The sequence below is a fragment of the Candidatus Amoebophilus asiaticus 5a2 genome, assembly GCF_000020565.1.
GTDB classification, from domain to species: Bacteria; Bacteroidota; Bacteroidia; order Cytophagales; family Amoebophilaceae; genus Amoebophilus; species Amoebophilus asiaticus.
Window position 1 is genome coordinate 1,784,783 of record NC_010830.1, and the last position, 25,265, is coordinate 1,810,047.

A 25,265-nucleotide genomic window follows, 5' to 3' on the forward strand; every position below is an offset into this window, starting at 1 on the left:
TTAGAATCCAAAATTAGTACTTGTATCTACATCAACTCCTTTACTCATTGTGCTAGCTAAGCTAATACTTTTCAAATAACTACCCTTAGCAGATGCTGGCTTGGCTTTAAGAAGCGTAGCTAATAACTCTTTTGCATTGTCTCTAAGGGCTTCTTTGCTAAATGAAACTCTACCAACACTAGCATGAACAATACCGTATTTATCAACTTTATACTCGATCTTGCCAGATTTGACAGCTTGCACAGCTTTAGCAATCTCTACAGTTACGGTACCTGTTTTAGGATTAGGCATCAGCCCTCTAGGCCCTAAAATTTTTCCAAGTCTTCCTACTTTTGCCATTATCTCTGGCATAGTAATGATAACATCTATATCTACCCATCCTTCTTCTATCTTTTTAATGTAATCATCTAACCCTACATGGTCAGCACCTGCCTCTCTTGCCTCCTTTTCTTTTTCAGGCGTACATAATACCAGTATCCTCTTATTTTTACCTGTACCATGCGGCAACACGACAGTGCCCCTAACCATTTGATCTGCTTTTCTAGGATCTACTCCCAAATGAACAGCAATATCTATAGAAGCATCAAATTTTGTATAAGTAATCTTTTGTACAAGCTCTATAGCTTCCTCTAGTTTATAGCTTTTTTGGAAGTCACACTGTTCAGCGACTGCTTTTTGCTTTCTTGTTAGTTTAGCCATTAGACTAGTTTTTATTAGTTATAATGTTTATTCTTTTATGGTTACTCCCATACTTCTTGCTGTACCTGCTATCATTTTTGTGGCAGACTCTAAGTTAATGGTATTTAGATCTTCCATTTTAGATGCAGCAATCTCTTTTATAGCAGACCATGTTATAACTCCTACTTTATTTCTATTAGATTCTGAAGACCCTTTAGAAATACCAGCCTTTTGCATAATAGAAGCAGCAGCAGGAGGAGTCTTAATAACAAAATCAAAAGTTTTATCTTGATAAATGGTTATTAAAACAGGAAGTATTTGGCCTTGCTTATCTTGTGTTCTAGCATTAAACTGCTTACAGAACTCCATGATATTTAATCCTTTACTACCTAGCGCAGGTCCTACTGGAGGTGCTGGTTTTGCTTCACCTCCTTTTACTTGAAGTTTTAAGTAGCCTACAATTTCTTTAGCCATATTTTTTTATCTTTTGAGGAATAGTGTAAGGTATTTATAATATTTTTTCTACTTGTGTGTAAGTAAGCTCTATAGGCGTATTTCTTTCAAAAATCTTAACTATAACATTTAGTTTTTTACGCTCTTCAAAGACTTCCTGTATATTGCCTGTAAAGCCACTAAATGGTCCATCAACTATTTTTACAGTTTCTCCAACTATAAATGGTTTTTCTAAGCCATTATCATCCTCTGCTATTTCATCTACTCGTCCTAGTATTTTATTAATTTCTTTTTCTCTTAGTGGAATTGGCTGACTAGAGCTACTCCACCCCCTTACCCCTAAAAATCCTAAAGCATTAGGTATATCTTTAATTGTATGCAACACACGCCCATCGGAAAGGTCTGCATGTAAAATCAGATAACCCGGAAAAAAATTACGTTCTCTTGTCTGTCTTTTTCCAGCTCGCATTTCGTAAATTTTTTCAGAGGGTATCAGTATCTGTGCAACATAATCTTGTAGCTTCCTCCGCTCTAACTCAGAATCAAGATGGTATTTTACGAACTTTTCTTGTCCACTAACTACCTTAAGCACATACCATTTTGGATCAGTCTTCATAGAAATTTACTAATTTGCGCTCCTTTATCTTTAATTAAAATATGTTATAGAACCAACTCATAGCATTCCGAAAAGCTAGGTCTACGAGCCCAATAACAATCGCAAAAATAACAGAAGCTAACAGTACTAACAGAGCGCTATCCTGCAATGATTTGTAGGTAGGCCATGTAACTTTATATCTCACTTCTCGAAATGAATCAACGATAAAAGTTTTTATTTTTTTCATCATATTTTGCACGGGTGGAGAGACTCGAACTCCCAGCCAATGGTTTTGGAGACCACTACTCTACCAATTGAGCTACACCCGTATGGTTATCTCTCAAATCGGCTGCTAAGCTATGTAAATAGTCTTATATAACCAAAAAATGCTTATTGCTTTTATAGCATTTATTCTCTTAAATCAATAACCTTTTTTAATATTTAACTAATAGCTAATTTGCTCTCTTAATCTAATATTTCAATAATTTGCCCTGCTCCTACAGTTCTACCTCCTTCTCGTATAGCAAATCTTAAGCCTTTTTCCATAGCTATCTCGTTAATAAGCTCTACTTCTAAAGCTATGTTATCACCAGGCATTACCATTTCCACACCTGCTGGAAGCTTAACTTCTCCAGTAACGTCAGTGGTTCTAAAATAGAACTGAGGTCTATATTTATTAAAGAATGGAGTATGTCTTCCACCTTCTTCTTTCGATAGTACGTATACTTCAGCTTTGAATTTGCGATGTGGAGTTACAGATTTAGGCTTACAAATAACCATTCCTCTGTGAATTTTTTCCTTATCAATACCTCTCAATAAAAGACCTACATTATCTCCTGCTTCTCCCCTGTCCAGAAGTTTTCTAAACATTTCTACGCCTGTTACAGTAGAGTTTAGGTTCTGTGCACCCATACCAATAATTTGAACTGGGTCACCAACATTAATAACACCTCTTTCTATCCTACCAGTTGCTACAGTACCACGTCCAGTAATAGACATTGTATCTTCTACAGGCATTAAGAAGTCACGATCAATAAGTCTTTGAGGCAATGGAATATATTCATCTACGTTATCCATAAGTTCTTCCACTTTTGCTTCCCACTCTGGCTCTCCATTAAGAGCACCTAGTGCTGAACCACGAATAACTGGAATATTATCACCATCAAATTTGTAAGCTTTTAAAAGGTCTCTAACCTCTTCTTCTACTAGATCAACAAGCTCTGGATCATCCACTGCATCTACTTTGTTAAGAAAAACAACAAGATTAGGAACACCTACTTGAGAAGCAAGAAGAATATGTTCTCTTGTCTGTGGCATAGGTCCATCTGTAGCAGCTACCACAAGGATAGCACCATCCATTTGTGCAGCACCTGTAATCATGTTTTTCACATAGTCTGCGTGACCTGGGCAATCTACGTGCGCATAGTGTCTTTTGGATGTTTCATATTCTACGTGAGAAGTATTGATAGTAATACCTCTTTCTCTTTCTTCAGGAGCATTGTCAATAGAGCCAAAGTCTCTGACTTGAGCAAGTCCTCTTTTTGACAAAACTTTGGTAATAGCAGCAGTTAATGTTGTCTTACCGTGGTCAACGTGTCCGATTGTACCTATATTAACGTGTGGTTTGGAGCGATCAAAAGTTTCTTTTGCCATGATTGAAAAGTGCTTTGTTTAAAATTTCGGAAACAAATATAAAAAATCAATTTAATTTAACCTAAAGCTTACATCATTTTATCAATGCTTCTGCTATCATTTTATAAGCCGATTAGTGGTTTTGAGCCAATGACGGGACTTGAACCCGTGACCCCTTCCTTACCAAGGAAGTACTCTACCACTGAGCTACATCGGCCTATTAGGAGAGCGGGAGACGAGTCTCGAACTCGCAACCTACAGCTTGGAAGGCTGTCGCTCTACCAGTTGAGCTACTCCCGCAATTGTTCCTGATTTCTTTTTACTGTTAACTTATATATACTTAAAAAACTATATTATAGTATCAGATAGTTAACTATCTGGTGGGGAGAGAAGGATTCGAACCTTCGAAGTCTTGCGACAACGGATTTACAGTCCGCCCCATTTGGCCGCTCTGGCATCCCCCCTTATCCTCTTGATATCGTATAAGTTTTATTAAAAAACAACAAGCTTTTAGCGATGTGCTAGATAAGCTGTAAAAATATATATTTTTTTGTTATTGGCAAAAATAATTTAGACAATTATCTCTTTTTATTTAAGAAAAGCTAAAGAGGCTTGTAATGTAGGCTTATTAGTTACATGCCTAATAAAAATATTTACGCAAGAATTAATAATAAGTTTCACTTTTTTGTCTCATTTAATAACTTTTTTACATTTCTTGTTCTTGGCATATTTTGCAAAGCATCATATGCAGCTAAGTAAATACGAGGTATAGGGTTATTCTCTAAAATACTTTGTAGCAGTGCTAAGGTATCCTCTTGCTGATTAGTTGCTATTACCGCAGTAGTATACTTTACTAATAAGCTTAGTAAACTTTCAAAACCAAGTTGAGTATAAAGCTTATCTGTTTTACCTTTAAGCCAATCATACTTATCAGGCTGTTTTGCATTAGCATAGTAAGTAGCTAAGGTAGTAATAATATTAATATCATTATAATCTTCAAAATTTTCTATTATAGCTTCTTTAACAGCCTGGTCTTCCTTACTATAATTCGCATAAGTATATAGTGCAGCATTAGCTACCCGATATGATGGGTCTTCTAAAGCATTTTTATAAATATCAGTATACTTATCAGGTGATTGTGAGGTGCCAAGGGTGTGTAAAACCGCCTCTCGTACTAGACTATGGGGATCTTCACTAAGTGCGATAAGGTCTTCTTCTAAAGCCGAATAAATTTTTTCTTGCCGGCCATAATTTCTAATGGCTTCCATAGCAATTACTTTAAACCCCCAATAGTCATCTCTTAATACTCTTTTAAAAAAATTACAGTAATTAGCAAGTTCCACTTTATTATTACTAAAGTATTTAATAGCCTCATATTTGCTAAAAAAATCTTCTCCACGCTTGTATAAATATTTAGATGATTGAACAGTTTGTGGGTGATCTATCTCACCTACCAACAAATAATTTCGATCTACATAAACTAGTTCGGGCTGCTGTGCAACGGGCCAGGTAAATTCTTGGTAAGTTTTATCAACAGTTATATGATACCTTTCCTTTTTACCTCCTATCCAAACATCTATTGCCAAAGGGAGCCAGTAAACAGGACTAGGCCTTGCTTGCTTCTGCCATACTTTCAAAATCAATCTACCATTAGCATAGGTATGCTCTATCCTTAACACAGGATGCCCAGACGATAAAAACCATTGATTAAAAAACCAGTTTAAATCTTGTCCACTTACCTCTTCAAACGCTTTTCTTAATTGATGCATATCAGTAGCAGAAAAAGCATATTTTTTAAGATATTGGCTAAGGGATTGCAAGAACGCTTCTTCGCCTAAATATGTTCTAAGCATATGCATAACAAGAGTTCCTTTATGATAGGTATGGCAATCAAATAATTCTATAGGATAGGTATAGCAGTCTCTAACTACGCTAACCTGTTTTAACTGAGCCTCCTCTAAATAATTAGCCATACTTTTAGCTATAAGCCGGTCTCGCTCGTAAGGCCCATATTTATAATCATACCACAAATGCGTTCCTATTGATGCTAAGGATTCATTCAGTAAAAGTTGGCTCCAAGATTCACAAGTAACTAGATTACCAAACCAGTGATGACATAGTTCGTGGGCAATGATCTCATCACGGTCAACCTTATCTAACAAATCTCTCTCATCACCTTGAATAGCTTCCGTCAATATAACTGCGGTTGTATTTTCCATAGCACCGGTAAAGTAATCCCGTACTATCATCTGGCTATATTTAGGCCATGGGTAAGGATAATCTAGCTTTTCTGAAAAGAAGTCCAGCATTTCCGTAGTATGTCCAAATATATTTTTAGCATGCTTTTCATAAGCTGGCTCTACATAATAAGTAACAGGTATATCGTTCCACTCATCTACTACCTCGGCAAATTCTCCTACAGCCAGCATAAATAAGTAAGGAGGATGAGGCAAATCCATTCTCCAATAATCTGTACGAGTTTGGTCATCATTTAGCGTAGTATAAATAAGCACACCATTTGATAATGTTTTAAATCTATCTTCAACAGTAATATACATTTCTTGTGTACAGCGCTGGTTAGGAGCATCAATAGTAGGAAACCAATATGAATTGGTATTAGGCTCTCCTTGTGTCCAAATCTGAGAAGCCTTGTTTTCGCCCTGCTCATCAATAAAATATATCCCTTGATTAATACCTGGCTTTAAATGATATTTAGGCCTTCCTTGCATAGATTGTGTTGTATAATCTATTTCTACTGTAATAGAATCATCTCTTGTATATAGGTGACCTAAACTAATGGTAAGTTGCTGATTATCATAGCTATATAAACATCCCTTTTTTTCTTCGTTATCTACTATAATAACACTATGGATAATAAAATCTCGAGCATCTAATACAAGCTGGCTTTGTGGATAAAAATGAGGCTTTACCTGTATAGTAGCTGTACCATGCAGCTGTTGTTTTTCCCAGTCAAATTTTATTTCTAGCTTGGTATGGATCAGGTCGTGTAATTTGGTAGCTGCAGGTTGATATGTAATAGACGTTTGCTGTGAGCCAGGCTTAGCATTTAGATTTACAGCACCGGCAATACTAGGGTTAAAAGCCCCCCAAAAACAAGCAAAAGTTATTAAAATAAATATAGGTATATTCAATAATCTCTTAGGCATGTGTGTAAGAATCATGTTATCAAGTGAAAACTAAACTCGAAAGTAGCAATAAAGTTGCCTAACTGCCAAAGGCAAGCTGAGAAAAACAGTTAGCTATACATTTCTACCAAGCTTTTGATACCTTAAAGTTGTATATAGGATTTTTTATACTTAACTAGTAGCATTCTTAAAAAAAGAAATGTTCAATTGATTAAAATTATCAATATATCACATATTATGCGCTACCGATTATTATTAAGTACTTTGCTATTAAGTGTATTCATACATACAAACAGTACATATGCAAAAATTAAACAAGTTAGCAATATAAGCGAGCCCTCTTTTGGAATTAAGGTAGGTGCAAGCTTTAACAGATTTAACTATACATCCTCAAAGTACAACAAGGTTTCTCACTGGCAAAGAGGAAGCGGATCTTCTGGAAATATTTTATGGATTATGGGTGGATTGACTGGCGAATATCCTCTTTCAGATCAAGTTGCTGCGGCTGCAGAAATATTATATGAAAGGAAGGGTAGTTATGCTGTAGGATATATCAAAATAAAACAAGAAAGTATTGTATTGCCTATTTCTATTAAATATTATGCTAAATCTGTAAGCGAAGGAATTAGTTTACAAGTAGGTCTTCAACCTAGTTTTGTCTTTTCTACAAAAAAATATAAACTAACTGAAGGTATAGATACAAAAGTAGTAGAAGAAGAAATTAAAAAAGAAGATTTAAGAGAGGAAGATAAAATCCAAACATTTGATTTAGCACTTATCAGTGGAATAGAATATAGTTTTGCAAATGGTTTGAAGTTAGGAGCTACTATAACCATGGGGCTTTTGGAGCAGTATGAAAACAAGAAAAAAGATGACAAATGGCATATAAAAGCAGCAGGGACTCGAGTATATATGGGCTATAATCTTGCAAAATTATTTTAAAACTAATACTTGAATATTTACCCATATTTAAAAGGCCACTGCTGCTTGTAGTGGCCTTTTAATTTTTCCTTCGTATTTATTATACTTATGCCTCATCTTTATATATTTATCCTATATTCTAATACGAAATTAAAATCTCTAAACTTATTGCTGTCTTTAACACATTAATAATCAGAGCTAATTATAATTAATTAAACTATAAAAATATATGCCTTTGTTGATGACTCAAGTGCTTACATGATCAAGAAGGCAAAAAGAGAATTGCCTAATGCGGAAGTTGTGGCAACAGCTATTGTGACAATTTTTTATCCCGGCAGACATATTAATAAAACAAGAAGATTTATAAAGGCAGCCGAATTTATCTCCCATATACTAGTGCTACCGAAAAAGAAGAAATTGATAAAGACATTGGATTTTCCAAAGTTGAAATCACTTTTTGTAAAAATTTACCCTACATTTTTTATGCTTTAAATACCTATTTTTATTTTTTGCATTTTCTAAATTGTACAAAGTCTTCCTTTGTTTTTTCATGACCCTACTTTTGCAGTAGGCCTACTAGATAAGAGCAGACTCAACAGATGCTTACATGCTATAGGAGAACAAATAACCCTACTATTTTTAGAGCTAAGACGAAGGACCAAACAAGTAGCTCTCTTCAAGTGTTTATTGTAGGCCTTTTCCTATAGCTGTTTGTGGCAGTATTTGTGTTGGTACAGGTAAGTTAGTACGAGGTAATGTTTATAGAAGTTGGCAAGCTAACATACTTAGATGCTTTTATGGCATACAAATACAGTTACTAGAATACCTATTGAGCTCTCACTTATGGCAGTCGAGCATAATAGAAGGGTTATACTAATTATGCTTTTTTGCCTACTAGAAGTGTGGTATTTGCTAACTTAGCTTGTATCAACTATCTGACAGGAGATATATTAGCTGGTAAAGGAGCTATGTTTTACTCCGAAAGTAAAGCCAATGTTTATCAGAAGAATGCTGCTTGTCTAGCTTATTTTAAAAAGCACATGCGAAAAATAATAGAGGCTATTATTAGCAGTATCAAAGCTGTCTTCTTAAGAAAGGTGCATGCTGTTATCTTTAGAATCTTCCCGAGCAAAATACTCTTGTTTTTACTAGCTTTTCAGGCCAATAAATCTTTTCTTAATTAGCAACTTGGGTTAGTTAGTAATTACCAAGCAATATCCTTCAACTATAAATGTCAAATTTAACCAATTGATACAATTATGTGCTACAAATTACTTATTAATAGACTGCTGTTAACCATGCTAGTATGTACAACCATTAATTATGTAAAAGCTAGACCATCTCATAATATAAGCCAACCCTCTTTTGGGATAAAATTGGGAATAAGTTTTAACAGAACTAATATGAGCCAAAATATACAAAAGAGGGTTTTAAATTGGCAAAAAATTACCGTAAGTTCTGGAAATATTTTCTGGATTATGGGTGGACTAACTGGAGAATATCCATTTACATACCAATTTGCTGCAGCTATAGAAATAATATATGAGAGAAAAGGTTGCCAGCAACTTCAATTAAGACGATATGAAGAAAGTATTTCATTACCTATATTACTTAAATATTATCCTAAATCCATAAAAAAAGGAGTTAACCTACAACTAGGAATTCAGCCTAGCTTGGTCTTATCTAAAAGATATTTTCGATTAGAAATAGATAATTCAAAAAAAACGGAAATAAAAGAAGAAGATTTAGAGAATGAGGAGATAACGAGATCATTTGATTTAGCAATTATTGGTGGCATAGAATATGCTTTCAAAAATGGCTTAAAGTTAGGTACTCGTGTAAGCATGGGAATTTTAGACCGGTACAATGCTAAAGGACAAGACCGGGTTGCTACAACTTATTCAGCAGGAAACCAACTTTATATAGGGTATAATATTGCACAATGGTTTTAAGTTTTAAATATTTTTATTAAAAAGTTAATAATACTTTTAGTTTCTTTTTAATTCTTTTAAATATACTATTTACTATCAATTAAACTTTTTCATCTTAGCTTATATCTATATACTATAATCTTTCCTAGCTATTGAGTAAGAAGAGCGAAATAACCAGCATTATTATATAGGCTTATATTAATAGTTGCTACTATGTAGTTTATAGCCACTGGTTATTTTACTTGGGAGGCTAATCTCACTACTATTATATTGAAGTCAAAAAAATTGCACCATAAATAACACATAAAAGAGGCTACTACAAAGTAAAATGAGCCCCCGAGCAGATTTACTATAACTGAAACTTATACCCTCTGTATAAAAGCTGGTTATACTTAGACAAAATTGCATTATTTAAGCAATTTATCCAAAGTCAAAGTATTCATCGGTAGATAACTCCTTAGCCTGTTTGGGAGCAGCGTTTCCTTGTAAAATATCTCCTAAAATAGTACCCTGCCTTTTAAGATTCTCTTTAATATTTAATTTAAATAATGAATTACCATAGCGTAAAGCGTAGTTCTGTGTGGTACCTTCTAATTTTAAATATAAATTAAGGCCTGCTAGTGCCTCCTCATTAATTTCAGGCATTTGCCTTCTTATCTCTTCTGAATTAGCATTTCTCAGGGGTACCACTAAGTTATAAGCTATTTTCCCATCAAATGTATGAGTACCAGCTAGCTGTATACTTGTAAGACTAGTATGTACTTCCATGGGAGGTATATGGATAGTTTGGTCTTTAATATGTATATTATTCTTTAAGCTCGAAAATCGTAGCAGCTTTAGTTCTTTTTCTGGTACATAGGCAGATAAGCGCTGCATAGGTTCAAAATCTCGCAAAAGCCCATTGTGTAATTGAACAGCTATGTCTGCCTTTAACGAGTTAACATCAATATGTAGTTGCTTGTCTGTTTGTATAGTAAGCTCAATATCAGAACATACATGTCCGCCTAAATGCCTATCTTCTAAGAAGCGCTGATTAAAATTTTCAAAAGTATAAAATAAGGCAGGTAATTGCACATTTTGCAGGTTGGCATATGTATATATTTCTAAACTATCTGCTTTAGTACTAATACTACCTGCTAAGCGAGCTTTTCCTCCTGCAAAAATTAATTCTATAGCATCCGCTATTAATTGCTGCTCTACTATTTTAAATCTGCCTCGTATCTTATTACCGCGGAAACGCTTATAGATTACTTCTTCTATATCACACTCAAGCTCTCCTCTTAGATAAGTGGTTAGCCATGACCAGTCCATAGGTTTATGATTATGTTGCATTGTACTAACTTGCAATATTTTATCTAAGGCTAAATAATCTGCATATAGCTTAGCATTGAAATGCAACTTGTGTTGGTTATCTCCTAAAAAGGTGCTCCAATTATCAATGGTACCTGACAGCACAAAGGGTTTTCCTTCTATATGTCCGGCTACATCTTTGATGTGTAATACATTATCTTGTAATAATAAGGAAACACATTCTTGTAGCTGAAACAGAGTTTGGTTATATATAAATTGTACACCTTGCGCACTAAGTTGTCCTTTGAAAGAGGTACTTTTATGTATAGCATTATGTTTTAATATATTATCCAGACTGGTATTCAAGTCCCAATGACCTATAAGCTGACCTGTTGGATGCATATCAGAAGAGGATGATAAGGCAGGCATCAGTGTAGGGAAATCCAACACAATTTTAGCTTGGTTTTTTATATATAATTTTTTAAAATCATTTAGCTGGATACTACCGCTGAGCTGACTTGCTCCTAACTTAACTTCATAATTATCTACTTGTAAAGTACTAGTATTTAATTCTTGTATGTTAGGTATAGTTAATTTACCTACAACGTTTTCTACTTGAATGGATTGTTTAAGATTTTTAGGTAATAGACTTCCTTCGTGCAGCTTAAAGTCAACTGCTATACTTGTTTTATCTCGCTGTGTAAACTGCAGGTTGCAAGCCAATTTCCCTTTTGGACCATAAGAAAGTACCTGTTCACGGTAGACTGCTGGTATGAATGCTAAAATTTTAGAAATAGCTAAACGGGGTGCCTTAAGTTGTATGTCTATATAAGGTTTAACAATATTAGGAGACCATGTACCTTGAAGATAGAGAGTATTATTACTTTGCTTAATTGTACTTCTATGCAGGCTATAAACTTGCTCTAAAAGATTATACTCTATATCTGTACTAATATATATAGGAATAGTCGAGGCATAAGATATTGGCTTATAAGCAATTTCTTGAATTACAGCTTGCCCCTTAACATGCATAGACAAGTGTTGATTTTGCATATTAAACTTGGCAAAAATTTTTTGAGTATGAATAATTACTTGCTCAGACGATAGCTTTCCTGGATATATACATTTTACATCATTTAATACGAGCTTTTTGAGATGAACAGGAAAAGTAAAATTAGCTTGCAGTGCATCCTCGATTGCATTATCAGTTCTAACAGTACGTGCTACTTGTTTTTGCACAGGTATAGATAAAGTACCTTGGTTAACAAAAAGCTGTTCTAATATGTATTTCCCTTTAAGGAAATGTATAATGTTAAATACGCAGCCTACTTGATCAGCTACTAATATATTGTTTGTATTTTCCGAATCTTTTATGGTTACCTGGTGGAGCAATAAACTTAACCTAGGAAAATCTTTAAGTAAGCTTATTTCAACATGCTTAGCATTAATAGGCAGTTTTAATGCAGAAATAGCTGCTTGAAAAGCTTTTGGTATGATTTGTTCTTGGTAATAATAGATATATACTCCTGTTGCTAACAACGAAGACGTCAACACAAAAACCAGAGTAATAAAACCCCTACAAATATTCTTTAGAGCCTTTCTCATACCATAGCATACAAACAAATTAGTATATACATACTTTTAAAATACATCATAAAGATCTAAAAGTTAAGGATTACAATATGTACTTTTACAAAATTTTTCACCTTTTATATTTAGCGTATTTAGGCCTATTTATACTGATTTTTTCTGACAGCCCTATTAGAAAGATTAGTTTATTGAGCTTTTAGATTGCAAAGAATCATCCTTTATATATTAATATTGTTCATACTTGTTAACTTAATTAAATTTAAAAAAAATTACATGTAGAAACTTAAACACACAATTTGTTACTCTTCTAATAATATATATTATATATAATTTCAAAATATAAATATCTATCCTTTACATATGAAACAATATTTAAGCTTGCTTGGGCATGTACTACATAATGGCCAAGAAAAAAAAGACCGAACAGGCACTGGTACAAAAAGTATTTTTGGCTATCAAATGCGGTTTAATCTAGCTGAAGGGTTCCCATTAATGACAACCAAGAAGCTTCATATGAAGTCTATTATCTACGAACTATTATGGTTTTTACAAGGCAATACCAATATTGGATACCTTAACCAAAATGGTGTAACTATCTGGGATGAATGGGCAGATGCACAAGGTAATTTAGGCCCCATTTATGGGTACCAATGGAGAAGTTGGCCTACTTCCAATCATGGTAAGGTAGATCAAATAGAGCAGGTAATCAAGCAAATTAAAGCCAATCCAGATTCTAGAAGGTTATTGGTAAGTGCTTGGAATGTAGGAGAATTAGATAAAATGGCATTACCTCCTTGCCATGTACTCTTTCAATTTTATGTAGCCAATAACAAATTATCTTGCCAGCTATACCAACGTAGTGCAGATATATTTCTAGGTATACCTTTTAATATTGCTTCTTATGCCTTGCTTACTACTATGGTTGCACAAGTATGTGATTTAGAAGTGGGTGAGTTTATACATACGTTAGGTGATGCACACCTCTATAACAATCACATAGAACAGGCTCAACTACAGCTTTCTAGAGCCCCTCGTCCACTACCAACCTTAAAAGTAAATTCAGCTGTTAAAGATATTTTTGCTTTTCAATATGATGATTTCTGTATTGAAAACTATAATCCATATCCAAGTATTAAAGCACCTATAGCTGTGTAAACCAAGCTTTATGTACGCTTAATTATGAAAATTTTTGAATATCTAAGCCATTAATAAAGTAAGGCACCTGTTACTAGGTGCTTTAAACACCCTTAAGTTATTTAATAGCTCGCATTGAGTACAATAGAATTTTAGTAACTAGCCTAGAAATTTATATTTACTAGCATTAGACACCTTAATCCCTTGCAATCATTCCTAGCCCTAATAAGGAACCAGCAATCAATCTAACTACAAAATAGCTAGATAAGCTAATCCATCATGCATTGCTGCGTTGCTTCGCATATGCTCGAGATGGCTGGTACTGATCTTGGCTCTATCTACCGTAACATCATCTTAATGGGTATCTCTTAGAGGCTGTCTAAAAAGCCAAAATGGAGTCATAAAAGCCGCTTAAGCATGATTCTAATCATAACAATTTTAATATGTGTTTCAGAAGACTTGGGATTATGCTCGTAATCTTTAGAGAGCCTCCTAGAAAAACTCAGCCAAGCAAATGTACGCTCGACTATCCATCGCTTTTTTAGAATATGAAACCCATTTGAGAGCCGTTGTACAACTTCTAAAGTATAACCTAGCACCCCATAAGCCCACATTATACATCCTTTCTGGTATCCTCCATCTACCCATATGTGTTTAATAGAAGGGAATGTATTAAAAAGGCGAATAAGCAAAAGATGACATCCTCTTGAGTCTGATAAGTGAGCTGAATGTACTACCACACAAAGTATAAGCCCCAGCGTATCAACAATAATATGCTGCTTACGGCCTTTTACTTTTTTTGCTGCATCATAGCCTCTCGACCCCCTTTTTGTGCTGTTTTAACCGAGCGGCTATCCATAATGGCAGCGCTAGGTATGGCTTGTTTGCCCAACTTTTCTCGTACTTGATCTCGAAGTGTATCATGGACTAAGTCCCATTTACCATTTCTTCGCCAGCGATAATACAAGTCATAAACACTTTTTCAGGGTGGAAAATGGGCAGGTAGCATGCGCCATTGACAGCCTGTTTTTTCTAAATAGAAAATAGCATCTAATACTTCTCTTATAGTGTATTTACGGGGTCGGCAAGGACCTATGTAAGTAACTAATGGTTCTAACACTTCCCATTCCTTATCTGTTAAATCGCTAGTGTATGGCATAGCTGTTAGTTTAAAGTTCACTAACTAATTTTATAAAGTTTTGTCTGCTTTTCCTATCTAAATTACCCTTTTTAGACAGCCTCTTAGAAGCTGGCTTCATAGATTAGATAAAATTGATTATTAAAATAGTGGAATAATAGTTAAGCCAAAGGAGGTATATGATAAGCTATCTAAGCGATTTAACCGACAAGCAATGGTTTTTAATTAAAGATTATTTTGATAAAGGGAATTATGTCAAGAGCCGTAAGTATAGCCAACGCATGTTGATCAATGCAGTATTTTATATCATTAGAACAGGTTGTCAATAGCGTTTTTTTTACCTAAAGACTACCCACCTTGGAAAACAGTCTATAGCTTTTACAAACGAGCGAAGGATGAAGGCATTTGGGAGAAAGTAATGCGATCCCTGGTGGAAAAGAGTCGTCTCAAATTAGGTAGGAATGCCACTCCAAGCTATAGCATCATTGATTCACACACTTAAGCTGGCTTCTTGTGGTAAAGCAAATTAATGTTGGCATGTACTCTTTGATGGCTAGTATCTAGTATAAAGAATGTGTGCACTAATGTATATACATTTCATGCCTAATTGATGGCAAGCTCTACTTAAAACTAATCGAGGTAGCACAAGAGTTGGAGTACAGGTATTCGGAGTGTAGTAGGAGGGTGATTATTGGCCCCTAAAAAAAAAGCTATATGATTAATGATAAAATAGTTAGCACTCGCCTTGAAAACATGCTTGCCAGAACCACAACGCATACATATACTTTAGCAGGTGACAATAATTTTTGATAATAGAATTGTGGCTAGCTAGGTGATTATAATTTTTTATAATTATTTCTTGCATGTTTGAAATAAATTATCTAAATATAGGTCATACATAATTACCACATTTTTAATTAGTTAATTATTAACGTTTAAAAACAGTAAACTATGTACAGTGCCCCCATCATTTTAATACCCTTTAGCCAGTTGCTAATGAGTTTTGGCAACTTTAACATCACTATACAAGAGGAAGTTAGTAAAGAGAATACTAAAACAGAACAAGTAGTAACCTTATCGACTGAATTGATAGATAGTACTACAGAGGTTTCTTTCTCGAAGGAATGCAAAGCTAGTGAGATTATCAATATACCTTCATCGCTTATTTTTGATAAATCCCTACGGGGTGATCAAGAGCTAGCATATACTCCTTTGGTATTGCAATCAACGGAACCAGTACGGTTAGCATTTTCTTACCCATTGCTCTATTGATATTAACTTAAAACAAGATGAACGATGAACAAAGAATTAGAAAATCAAACCTCATCTTCCCAATCCCAATTTCTTAAAACGGATAGAGGGAAAACTAAATCGAATACTATTGAAATTCCATCTATTGCTTTGCCCAAAGGTGGGGGTGCCATAAAAGGTATCGATGAAAAGTTTTCTGTGAATGCAGTAAATGGTACGGCTTCATTCACAATTCCTTTGCCTTTTTCGCAGGCTCGGAGTGTTACTCCATCTCTCAGTTTAGCTTACAATTCTGGAGGCGGTAATGGCGTTTTTGGGTTAGGTTGGGCAATGGGGCTTGCTTCCATAAAACGAAAAACTGACAAAGAACTTCCCCAATATTTCGATGCCATAGAGTCTGATACCTTCCTTTTTTCTGAAGCGGAGGATTTGGTTCCGGTCTATAAAAAGGAATATAAAAAGGAAACTGATGGCAGCTTGAGCAAAGATGCTGATGGAAATTATATAATCTATTTTATCAAAGATGCTAAGGGGAATTATGTTATTGATGAAAAAGATTCTTTGGATAGATCCTATACGATCAGGTTTTATAAACCTCGTATAGAAGGGTTATTTGCCCACATTGAAAAATGGACGCACAAATCTTCTAGAGAAATTAAATGGAGGGTCATTACAAGGGAAAATGTGACTACACTTTTTGGTTGGAGTGTAAATTCGAGAATTGCAGACCCCAATGACATGAATAGAGTTTTTGAATGGCTGCCTGAATTTGTTTTTGACGACAAAGGAAATTGTTCGCAATACATCTACAAAAAAGAAGATAAGGCAGGTTTTGACCATGCACAGTTACACAATTGCAACCGTTTTCAGAATGAACACATTACTTATACCAATTTATACCTAGAAAAAATTTTGTACGGTAACAAAACGCCTTACAAAAGCTTCCATGATCCCTATCCGAAAGAGACTGATTACCTGTTCCAAACTCTATTTGATTACGGAGAATATAACCCCGATGCTCCTTATAATAAGATAAAAGAATGGGATTTTAGAAAAGATGCCTTTTCCGATTACAAACCAGGTTTTGAAATTCGCACTGCCCGCTTATGTAAGCGGGTTTTACTTTTCCATCATTTTGATGAACTCCATGGTGGCTCTGCCTTAGTAAGATCCCTGAATTTTGAATATGATACGGCTACCGAAGAAAGTTTTACGTTCCTAAAATCCATTACAGCATTTGGCTACATTAAGCAAGCTACCGGGAATTATACCCATAAACACCTCCCCGCTACAGAATTTATCTACCAAAAACATGAATGGAATCCCACCCTAAAAACCATTTCATTTGACGATATAGTGCACGCCCCTTCTGGCCTGGATGAACCGTCATACCAGTTTATTGACCTATTTAATGAAGGCTTATCAGGCATACTTACCGAACAGGGAGAAGGCTGGTATTACAAACATAATCTGGGAGGCGGGAAATTTGAGCAAGCCAAATTAGTTGCTCCTAAGCCCTCATTCGCTGGCTTGGGCAATTCGTTACAATTAATGGACCTAGATGCTGATGGAGGTAAACAACTAGTCAGCCTTAGTAGTGAACCAAAAGGTTTCTTTGAGCTAAATGATGAGGAAGAATGGCAACCGTTCCGAAGTTTTGACAACTTACCCAACATTAACCTAGCAGATCCCAATACCCGGATGCTTGACTTAAATGGCGATGGAAGGCCTGAAGTCTTAATTACAGAAGACCACGTATTTACCTGGTATGAATCAGTTGGCAGAAAAGGTTTTAAACATAGCTGCAAAACGGTTAAACCATTTGATGAAGAAGAAGGCCCTCATATCGTATTTGCTGAGCCTACACAAACTATCTTTCTAGCAGATATGTCAGGTGATGGAATGTCTGATATTGTGCGGATTCGCAATAATGAAGTTTGTTATTGGCCTAACCTAGGCTATGGAAAATTTGGCGCCAAAGTAAGTATGGACCATGCTCCAGTATTTGACCAACTAGGTGCCTTTGATCCAGCTTATTTAAGGTTAGCTGATATTGATGGTTCCGGCACCACGGATATCATTTATTTAGGCAAGAATACATTCACCTGTTGGATGAACTTAAGCGGAAATGCCTTTAGTAGAACCCCCTTTGAAATAGATGCTTTTCCTGAAATTCACAACCAATCCAAAATAACTGTAACCGATATATTGGGAAATGGCGTTGCCTGCATCGTATGGTCAAGTAACCTGCCTAAAGATACTCAGGCACCCTTGAAATACATTGATTTGATGAGCAGTAAGAAACCGCATATTATGGTGGGTTACAAGAACAACTTAGGTAAAGAAGTTTCCTTGAAATACACTCCTTCCACTCAATTTTACTTAGAAGATAAACGCGACGGAAAACCCTGGGTAACCAAGCTGCATTTTCCTGTTCACTGCATCTCCGAAATAGAAACAAGAGATACGATTTCTGGTTATCGTTTTGTGAATACTTATAAATACCATCACGGTTATTATGACCATGCGGAACGGGAATTCAGAGGCTTCGGGATGGTAGAGCAAACCGATGCAGAGCATTTTGAACATTGGGTAAAAGGCAATAATAGTAATATTGTTGACAAAACCCTTCATCAAGAACCTGTTATTACCAAGTCCTGGTTTCATACTGGCGCATTTCTAAGCCGAGAAAGAATTCTTAATCAATTCGAACACGAATACTGGTATAAGGAAATGATTCGGCAAGGCTTTATTGATGTAGTCAATCATGAACATTCTCTACCCGATGCTCGCCTGATAGCTGCCCCCGGATTAGACAATTCCATCATTAAGGAACTAAGTGCCCAGGAATGGCAAGAAGCAGTACGCGCCTGCAAAAGCATGGCTTTACGTTCAGAAATTTTTGCCAAAGATGCGCCGCTGTCTGGGGCTACTCCTGAACAAGTAAAAAGAGCGCTGACCCCTTATTCTGTTGCTACGCATAATTGCGTGATTGAGCTCCTGCAACCCAAAGGACAGAATAAACATGCGGTATTTGTAGTAAAAGAAAGCGAAGCGATTACCTATAGTTATGAGCGGAATACAGCGGCCCCCCGTATTGCCCATAACCTGAACATTCAACTGGATGAATACGGCAACGTGCTGGAGTCCGCATCAGTAGTTTATCCCCGGTTGATACCCAATACTATTTTACCTTCAGAAACCCAACAAGAGCAGCGAAAACCCATCATCATCTATACCCAAAATAAGTTCACCAATGATAAGATAGGAAACAAGTTAGCCAATGATAAGATAGAAGATGATATGTATCGACTTCGGCTACCATCCGAAGTGAAAACATTTCAATTGAAAGAGGTTAAAAAAGCAGGTACTTTTTACGCCGTGAGTGATTTTGAAAATATACTTACAGATGCCAAGTCGGATGTTGCGCTCTATCATGAATTAGACAAGCCTTTATTAAAAGATCCTTTAACTGGAGAGGTAATAAAAGCCCAACGAAGACTTATAGAGCACATCCGCACTACTTATTATAACAACAACCTGAAAGAAGCCTTACCGCTCCATACCCTCGACTCTTTGGCCTTTCCTTTTGAAAGCTATCAATTAGCCTATACACCAGATTTATTGAACGATATTTTTCGTACAAAAGTAGATGCCGCCCTGATGGAGGAAGGCAAATTCACCCATAGTGAAGGAGATAATAACTGGTGGATACGCTCCGGCACAACACAATTTATCCAAGGAGCCGAAACTGCAAGCGATTCCCAAAACCGTTTTTATGTACCTATTTCCTATACTGATCCTTATGGAGCTATCACTAAAGTAAAGTATTACGGCAACTACTTCTTGTTTATTGAAGAAACAGAAGATGCATTAGGCAATAAGACCAAGGTGGATGAGTTTAATTTTCGTACTCTTTCACCCAAACGAATGCAAGATCCTAATGAGAATTTTTCGGAAGTACTGGTGGATGAACTAGGTTTGGTAAAGGCTATGGCGATTTGTGGTAAAGTCCACGAAGAAAATAATGAAAAAGTTCATGAATCTGATGACCTAGCTGGGTTAAATGAGTTTACAGATCCTGCTGAAAGTGCTTTAATCAGCAGTTTCTTGACTGCACCAGCCTCTAATATGCTGACCGCCCATGGAAAAACTCTGTTGCAGCACGCCACCGCCCGATTTGTCTATGATTTTGATGTCTATAAGCATACTGGAAAACCTGTAGTAGTAGCTTCTATTGTTCGAGAAGAACACTTTAAGAAGAAAAATGATTCGCCTATTCAGCTTAGCTTTGAATATTCCAATGGATTGGGACAAGTGGTGATGAGAAAAGTACAGGCAGAACTAGGACTAGCCAAGCAGGTTACCGTCCATGCTGATAATTCATATTCGATTGATAAAATTAATACTGCTAAGCTAAATCCTCAGCAACTTCGCTGGATAGGTAATGGCAGAACAGTACTGAACAACAAAGGAAATCCCGTAAAACAATACGAGCCTTATTTCTCTGTAACGCATCAATACGAAGACCTGAAGGAATTGGTGGAAACAGGGGTTACACCGCTGCTGTATTACGATGCCATGGGGCGAATGATCAAAACAGAAATGCCAGATGGGACATTCACCAAAACTGAATTCGATTCCTGGCAACAAAGCATGTATGACCAGAATGATACGGTATTGGAGTCTTCCTGGTACCATAAGCGTTTTAATCGCCTAATTGATGATAAATTAAAGGAGGCAGGCAAAGACCCTATCAAAGAAAAGCAAGCAGCAGAAGCAGCAGCCAAGCATGCGCATACACCCAATGTGCAGCACTTTGATACGTTGGGTAGGCCAGTATTGTCTATTGATCATAACAAGAAAATTGACTCAGGGGATAACGATCTTTGCTATACCCACGTAAAGTTAGATGCCGAAGGCAATTTGCGAAGCATAACCGATGACCGTAAGAATACAGTAATGCAATACAAATATGATATGCTGGGCAGCATGGTCTATCAAAACAGCATGGATGCTGGGCAGCGTTGGTTGCTTACTAATATTATGGGAAATCCTTTACGCACCTGGGATGATGAACGTAACCATGAGTTTCAGTATTTCTATGATATCTTGCACCGCCCTACCTCCAGCAAAGTGCTAGGTGGAGATGGGAATATAGCACTTAATCATATTTTTGACAGGATTTTTTATGGAGATGAGAAAAGTGAGTCTAATGCTGAATTGAGAAATGTGAGAGGCCGGATCGTTCGCCACTATGACACAGGTGGTTTAATACATACTCCATCATATGACTTCAAAGGACAACCGCCTTTGACTACCAGAAAAGTATTTAGGAAATACAAAGAAGTAGCTAACTGGATAGATGCCAACCTAGCTACTGATCTAGAAGCCGACAGCTATGATTTCACTACAGAAACGGATGCATTGGGCAGAATTACCCGACAAACAGCTCCTGATGGAAGCATCATTACTCCTTCCTATAATGAAGCAGGCTTACTCAATAGTGAAAGTGTTACCCATGCCAATCCTGCCCTTACTACTACCTATATCAAAGACATAGACTACAACGAAAAAGGCCAACGCAATAAGATTATCTATGGAAATGACGTAACAACCAAATTTTATTATGACGAAGAAACCTTCCGGATCACACGATTAGAAAGCAAACGGAAAAACAACGACCCGCTGCAGGATTGGTATTATACGTACGATCCGGTAGGTAATATTACCCATATTGAAGATAAAAACATCCCAGTGGTATTTTTTAATAACCAAAAAATAACGGGTATTTCGTCCTATACGTATGATGCCCTCTATCGCCTGGTGGAAGCCACCGGCCGGGAAAATAATGCTGCCTTGACCTTTGGTAGCCAAGACAACTGGAACGATGCCCCTTTTAAGCATCAAGTCAATGTTGGTGACCCGATAGCAGTACGCAACTATACCCAACGCTATCAATATGACCCAGTGGGAAATATCCTACAAATGAAACATGTTGCCTGTGGCAATAACTGGACAAGAAATTATACCTACGAAGCCATGAACAATAGGCTTATCCGTACCCAAGTAGGCTCACAAGTATGTTCAGAAGCAAACTTAGTAGAATGTCCAGAAATATGCTCAGAAGTCAGCCTAGAAGTAATTTCAGGGGCTTATACTTATCCTCACCATGCTCAACATGGCTATATGATTGCTATGCCACATTTGGAAGATATGGGCTGGAATTTTAAAGAGGAAGTAGTCAAAACCATTCGTCAACGCCGAACCAATGGAGGTACTCCTGAGACCACTTATTATCAGTACGATGGCCAAGGGCAACGAATAAGAAAATTAACTGAAAATCAAGCGGATGCTGGAGCTATCCCTACCAAAAAAGAAGAGCGGATTTATATAGCAGGCTACGAGATCTACAAAAAACATAGTAACACCCATGCAGGCTTAGAACGAACTAGTTTGAGCCTCATGGATGAAGGCCATCGCTTTGTAATGATAGAAACTCGTAACGATATAGACGACGGTACGGAAAAACATCTAGTACGCTACCAATTGCATAACCATTTAGGTTCTGCAGCCTTAGAATTAGACGATAGTGCCCAGGTAATCAGTTATGAAGAATACCACCCCTATGGCACCACTGCCTACCAGGCCAACAACGCTGCCATTAAAGCTGCCGCCAAGCGCTACCGCTATACGGGTATGGAGCGGGATGAGGAAACAGGTTTGGAGTACCATAGTGCACGCTATTATGTGCCATGGTTGGGTAGGTGGTGTAGTGCAGATCCTATTGGGATTGGGGATGGGGTAAATGTGTATAGATATGTCGGTAATAACCCTGTGAACTTGCATGACCCAACAGGAGCGTTAGAATTTGAAAATTATGATGCCTATAAAGCTTATGTAGGAAATAAAGCTTTATCTGCTGACAAAATTGGAAGCCAGGGTCATTGGTTGAAAAGTGATAGAGAAAACAAAACGGATGTTTGGAGCGTAGCTAATACATTTAATCTTCAGCAAAAAGATGGCAACTTACAATATACTACAATTACACAAAGAGTAGCTTTTTACGGTTGGTTTCAGAAGCAAATTGAAGCAAAAGGTTTTGAAACAAAATGGGCAGGCGCTGCCTATATAATTGCACAGCAAATGTCATTAATGGATGACAAGCTAGTAGCTTCATTAACAGATGATCAAATAATTAAATTTGCAAATGAGGGGAATAAAGCGATTTTTGATGATGTGTTTGATAATTTAAGAGATCTGTACAATGGTCCAGTTCTCAAAGGAGACGCAGCCAGAAAGTGGAATGAAGCTACTTTAACCCACGAACAAAGAGATGTTGTGCAACCTATATATGCACGGCAGACTCCTGAAACTATTAAAACCTTACAGTCATTAGCAGAGGGTACAGGCTGGAAAGCGACATTGGGTTTAATTTTTGATAGAAGGTTTCCAATAGGCGGGCCATTAAAATTTTCAGGTGATATAAGTAATTGGCAAGATAGGTATGCCCATGGAATGAACAAAGCTGTGCCGTTTTATAATAAATATGGTAGTTTGTTTAATTGGAACAAGCCAGGCGATGATAGGTTAGACTCAGTTTTTGACCCAGACAATCCTAGTTTACGGATAAAAGGCAACAAATTATAGCTATAATCCCTAAAAATCACCCAAATCAGTCGGTTATACTGAGTGACAGATATATACCGATCGGCTATGTCGAGTGGTTGTGAAAAGAGTATAAGTATGATAGTATGAAAAAGTTTTCAAGGTGGTGTCAGGAGTTCCCTCCTGACACAATAATATTCCTATTTTTGAGACATGGGATTAAGAAACAAGCAATTATATCATGATAAGAATATATTTTTTATCACCACTACCTGCCATAATTGGTTCCCCTTGCTTAATATTGGAAACTCCATGTCTATCCTATCAGAAAGCCTTAATTTTTGTTCGAATAAATATAATGCAGCTATTTTAGGATATGTATTGATGCCTAATCAAAACAGTCGCTCGGTTATGCCGAGTGACAAATATATACCGCTCGGCTGTGCTAAGTAATTGCAAGTAGGTAATAAGAAGAGCGCGTGGCCAGGAAGTCCTGACAGTCGCTCGGTTATACCGAGTGACCAATAATAGGCAATACTCGACACAGCCAAGTGATTGAGGAGAGTAAATAATCATCACTCGGCACAGCCGAGCGATAGTGGAAGAAAGGTATTCAAAATATGGTTATAGTAAACCATTTCATGGATTTTACTAGACCTACTGCGAAAGAGGTAAAATAGAGTAGAATTTTAAATAAAATAAAGAAGGGAGCTTGGCTCTAGCGACATTATTTGTTAAAAAGCGTACTTGAAGTTTATAAGCCCGGATATAATGTTAAAGCGAAGGTTATATTTTTTCTGAAAATTCCTGTATACCTCTGCCATAATTTTAAATACCTTGATCTCTCTTATCTTATGCTCTACCTTCATGCGTATGGAGGCTAGCTTTCTGTTATGGTCTTTTTGCTCTTTGGTTAATGGCCGCTTACGGCTCTTTTTGTAGGGTATCATTACATTGCTCTGTAGCTTTTGCCAGCCTTGATAACCACTATCTGCCAGCTTTAAGCTTTCTTTAGGTAAGGGTTTTTCTCCTTTACGGATTTTAAAGTCATGCACTCTTCCTTTATGTGATTTGGAGACAGACAGTATTCTCCCATCTTCTCTGATGACTATCTCTGTTTTTATGGTATGTCTCTTTTTCTTGCCTGAATAAGATTTCTTTTGCTTTTTACTAGGTCTTTGCGTAGGCTGTTCACTTACATCTGCTAATATGCGCAATACCTTGTCTGGGGTTAAAGTCCTATCTTTTTTAATGCTAATTTTCTTAGCTAGTAAGGGCTCCATTTTTCTTAGCAAGCGGCATATGTTAGCGTTGTGTAAGTTAAATAAGTAGCCTAGAAATACATGGCTAATATAGGTGCGGTAATATACCAAAACACAGAGCAGTTTATCCTCTAAGGTAGGTAAATGGCTCCGACGTCCATGGCGCAGCTTGCTCGCTTCTAACTTTTCAAAGACAGGCCTTACTTTTTGAACTAATTTATCAAATGTTTCTAGCCTCAATCCAGTTATTCTTCTAAAATTGTATGGGTACTTGCTTATTCTGGTGTAGGTTAAATGCATACTTATTCCTTTTAGTATATAACAAGGATTACATTTTAACCTTTTCTACTCTCTTTATCAACCTCTTTCGCAGTAGGTCTACTGAAGTTAGAGACCAGCAAGAAAATCTTGCTTCCATTGGAGACAACAGATTATTGTCCTGACACACCCCTAAAAGCATTATAGCAGTTCTTAAGGGTTAACAAATTAGTAGGCCTTCTTCATAATGGCCGGCCGCTTATGAAAAGAAATATAAAAAATTATTTCCGCTTATGCTTGTTTTATTCATAGGCGACTCTTAGAATTAGTAGACTACTTTGAAACTTAATAGCAACGTTAAATTTTTGATACTATGAA

General features: G+C 36.5%; 16 protein-coding genes, 4 tRNA genes and 1 pseudogene. 8 read left to right on the forward strand and 13 right to left on the reverse strand.

Annotated features, from left to right (window positions below; genetic code table 11):
* The 10 genes from rplA to AASI_RS07200 form a co-directional block, all read right to left on the reverse strand.
* Entirely contained in the window at window positions 1-699 is a 699-nt protein-coding gene (rplA, locus tag AASI_RS07155) for a 50S ribosomal protein L1 (protein WP_012473437.1), read from the reverse strand.
* Between the two features lie 27 nt (window positions 700-726).
* Window positions 727-1,152 carry a 50S ribosomal protein L11 gene (rplK, locus tag AASI_RS07160; protein WP_012473438.1) on the reverse strand — a complete coding sequence of 142 codons (426 nt, stop codon included), beginning with the start codon at window positions 1,150-1,152 and terminating at the stop codon, window positions 727-729.
* A 34-nt stretch (window positions 1,153-1,186) separates the two neighbouring features.
* On the reverse strand, window positions 1,187-1,747 hold the full coding sequence (gene nusG / locus AASI_RS07165) for a transcription termination/antitermination protein NusG (RefSeq protein WP_012473439.1): 561 nt from the start codon (window positions 1,745-1,747) through the stop codon (window positions 1,187-1,189).
* 34 nt (window positions 1,748-1,781) lie between these two features.
* Entirely contained in the window at window positions 1,782-1,973 is a 192-nt protein-coding gene (gene secE, locus AASI_RS07170; protein WP_044283110.1) for a preprotein translocase subunit SecE, read from the reverse strand.
* A gap of 9 nt (window positions 1,974-1,982) precedes the next feature.
* Window positions 1,983-2,055 (reverse strand) — tRNA-Trp (locus AASI_RS07175).
* A gap of 136 nt (window positions 2,056-2,191) precedes the next feature.
* On the reverse strand, window positions 2,192-3,379 hold the full coding sequence (tuf, locus tag AASI_RS07180) for an elongation factor Tu (RefSeq protein WP_012473441.1): 1,188 nt from the start codon (window positions 3,377-3,379) through the stop codon (window positions 2,192-2,194).
* A gap of 124 nt (window positions 3,380-3,503) precedes the next feature.
* A tRNA-Thr gene (locus AASI_RS07185) sits at window positions 3,504-3,575 on the reverse strand.
* Window positions 3,576-3,585: 10 nt separating this feature from the next.
* Window positions 3,586-3,658, reverse strand: a tRNA-Gly gene (locus AASI_RS07190).
* A gap of 78 nt (window positions 3,659-3,736) precedes the next feature.
* A tRNA-Tyr gene (locus tag AASI_RS07195) sits at window positions 3,737-3,822 on the reverse strand.
* 213 nt (window positions 3,823-4,035) lie between these two features.
* On the reverse strand, window positions 4,036-6,540 hold the full coding sequence (locus AASI_RS07200; RefSeq protein WP_083758861.1) for a M1 family aminopeptidase: 2,505 nt from the start codon (window positions 6,538-6,540) through the stop codon (window positions 4,036-4,038).
* A 171-nt stretch (window positions 6,541-6,711) separates the two neighbouring features.
* Between AASI_RS07200 and AASI_RS07205 the strand changes: the two genes are divergently transcribed.
* The 3 genes from AASI_RS07205 to AASI_RS07220 all read left to right on the forward strand — a co-directional run bounded on the left by AASI_RS07205 (window position 6,712) and on the right by AASI_RS07220 (window position 9,377).
* Window positions 6,712-7,446, forward strand: a complete 735-nt coding sequence (locus AASI_RS07205; RefSeq protein ID WP_044282904.1) for an outer membrane beta-barrel protein — start codon at window positions 6,712-6,714, stop codon at window positions 7,444-7,446.
* A gap of 866 nt (window positions 7,447-8,312) precedes the next feature.
* A complete protein-coding gene (locus AASI_RS07215) occupies window positions 8,313-8,609 on the forward strand; it encodes a hypothetical protein (RefSeq protein ID WP_148204985.1) in 297 nt (98 codons plus the stop codon).
* A gap of 114 nt (window positions 8,610-8,723) precedes the next feature.
* Complete coding sequence (locus AASI_RS07220) at window positions 8,724-9,377, forward strand: porin family protein (protein WP_044282906.1); 654 nt, start codon at window positions 8,724-8,726, stop codon at window positions 9,375-9,377.
* 399 nt (window positions 9,378-9,776) lie between these two features.
* On the opposite strand, the gene AASI_RS07225 is transcribed toward AASI_RS07220, so the two are convergent.
* Window positions 9,777-12,200 carry an AsmA family protein gene (locus AASI_RS07225; RefSeq protein ID WP_187146267.1) on the reverse strand — a complete coding sequence of 808 codons (2,424 nt, stop codon included), beginning with the start codon at window positions 12,198-12,200 and terminating at the stop codon, window positions 9,777-9,779.
* 396 nt (window positions 12,201-12,596) lie between these two features.
* On the opposite strand from AASI_RS07225, the gene AASI_RS07230 reads away from it, so the two are divergent.
* Window positions 12,597-13,391 (forward strand): thymidylate synthase, encoded by a 795-nt coding sequence (locus AASI_RS07230; protein ID WP_012473447.1) that lies wholly within the window; start codon window positions 12,597-12,599, stop codon window positions 13,389-13,391.
* A 377-nt stretch (window positions 13,392-13,768) separates the two neighbouring features.
* Here AASI_RS07230 and AASI_RS08470 read toward each other — a convergent pair.
* Window positions 13,769-14,529: pseudogene (locus tag AASI_RS08470) on the reverse strand (IS5-like element ISCaa9 family transposase).
* A gap of 158 nt (window positions 14,530-14,687) precedes the next feature.
* On the opposite strand from AASI_RS08470, the gene AASI_RS08475 reads away from it, so the two are divergent.
* The 4 genes from AASI_RS08475 to AASI_RS08905 all read left to right on the forward strand — a co-directional run bounded on the left by AASI_RS08475 (window position 14,688) and on the right by AASI_RS08905 (window position 23,820).
* Window positions 14,688-14,837 (forward strand): transposase, encoded by a 150-nt coding sequence (locus AASI_RS08475; protein ID WP_083758863.1) that lies wholly within the window; start codon window positions 14,688-14,690, stop codon window positions 14,835-14,837.
* A gap of 622 nt (window positions 14,838-15,459) precedes the next feature.
* Complete coding sequence (locus AASI_RS07250) at window positions 15,460-15,780, forward strand: hypothetical protein (protein ID WP_012473448.1); 321 nt, start codon at window positions 15,460-15,462, stop codon at window positions 15,778-15,780.
* A gap of 24 nt (window positions 15,781-15,804) precedes the next feature.
* Entirely contained in the window at window positions 15,805-23,409 is a 7,605-nt protein-coding gene (locus tag AASI_RS07255; RefSeq protein ID WP_012473449.1) for a SpvB/TcaC N-terminal domain-containing protein, read from the forward strand.
* Between the two features lie 270 nt (window positions 23,410-23,679).
* Window positions 23,680-23,820 carry a hypothetical protein gene (locus AASI_RS08905; RefSeq protein WP_187146268.1) on the forward strand — a complete coding sequence of 47 codons (141 nt, stop codon included), beginning with the start codon at window positions 23,680-23,682 and terminating at the stop codon, window positions 23,818-23,820.
* Window positions 23,821-24,101: 281 nt separating this feature from the next.
* Here AASI_RS08905 and AASI_RS07260 read toward each other — a convergent pair whose 3' ends face one another.
* A complete protein-coding gene (locus tag AASI_RS07260; RefSeq protein WP_012472753.1) occupies window positions 24,102-24,929 on the reverse strand; it encodes an IS5-like element ISCaa6 family transposase in 828 nt (275 codons plus the stop codon).
* Window positions 24,930-25,265: the final 336 nt, after the last annotated feature.

What these genes read in the sequence shown, in the direction of transcription:
- rplA (WP_012473437.1), bottom strand. Translation starts at nt 699, where the DNA reads ATGGCTAAACTAACAAGAAAGCAAAAAGCAGTCGCTGAACAGTGTGAC.
- rplK (WP_012473438.1), bottom strand. Translation starts at nt 1,152, where the DNA reads ATGGCTAAAGAAATTGTAGGCTACTTAAAACTTCAAGTAAAAGGAGGT.
- nusG (WP_012473439.1), bottom strand. Translation starts at nt 1,747, where the DNA reads ATGAAGACTGATCCAAAATGGTATGTGCTTAAGGTAGTTAGTGGACAA.
- secE (WP_044283110.1), bottom strand. Translation starts at nt 1,973, where the DNA reads ATGAAAAAAATAAAAACTTTTATCGTTGATTCATTTCGAGAAGTGAGA.
- tuf (WP_012473441.1), bottom strand. Translation starts at nt 3,379, where the DNA reads ATGGCAAAAGAAACTTTTGATCGCTCCAAACCACACGTTAATATAGGT.
- AASI_RS07200 (WP_083758861.1), bottom strand. Translation starts at nt 6,540, where the DNA reads ATGATTCTTACACACATGCCTAAGAGATTATTGAATATACCTATATTT.
- AASI_RS07220 (WP_044282906.1), top strand. Translation starts at nt 8,724, where the DNA reads ATGCTAGTATGTACAACCATTAATTATGTAAAAGCTAGACCATCTCAT.
- AASI_RS07230 (WP_012473447.1), top strand. Translation starts at nt 12,597, where the DNA reads ATGAAACAATATTTAAGCTTGCTTGGGCATGTACTACATAATGGCCAA.
- AASI_RS08475 (WP_083758863.1), top strand. Translation starts at nt 14,688, where the DNA reads ATGATAAGCTATCTAAGCGATTTAACCGACAAGCAATGGTTTTTAATT.
- AASI_RS07250 (WP_012473448.1), top strand. Translation starts at nt 15,460, where the DNA reads ATGTACAGTGCCCCCATCATTTTAATACCCTTTAGCCAGTTGCTAATG.
- AASI_RS07255 (WP_012473449.1), top strand. Translation starts at nt 15,805, where the DNA reads ATGAACAAAGAATTAGAAAATCAAACCTCATCTTCCCAATCCCAATTT.
- AASI_RS08905 (WP_187146268.1), top strand. Translation starts at nt 23,680, where the DNA reads ATGTCTATCCTATCAGAAAGCCTTAATTTTTGTTCGAATAAATATAAT.
- AASI_RS07260 (WP_012472753.1), bottom strand. Translation starts at nt 24,929, where the DNA reads ATGCATTTAACCTACACCAGAATAAGCAAGTACCCATACAATTTTAGA.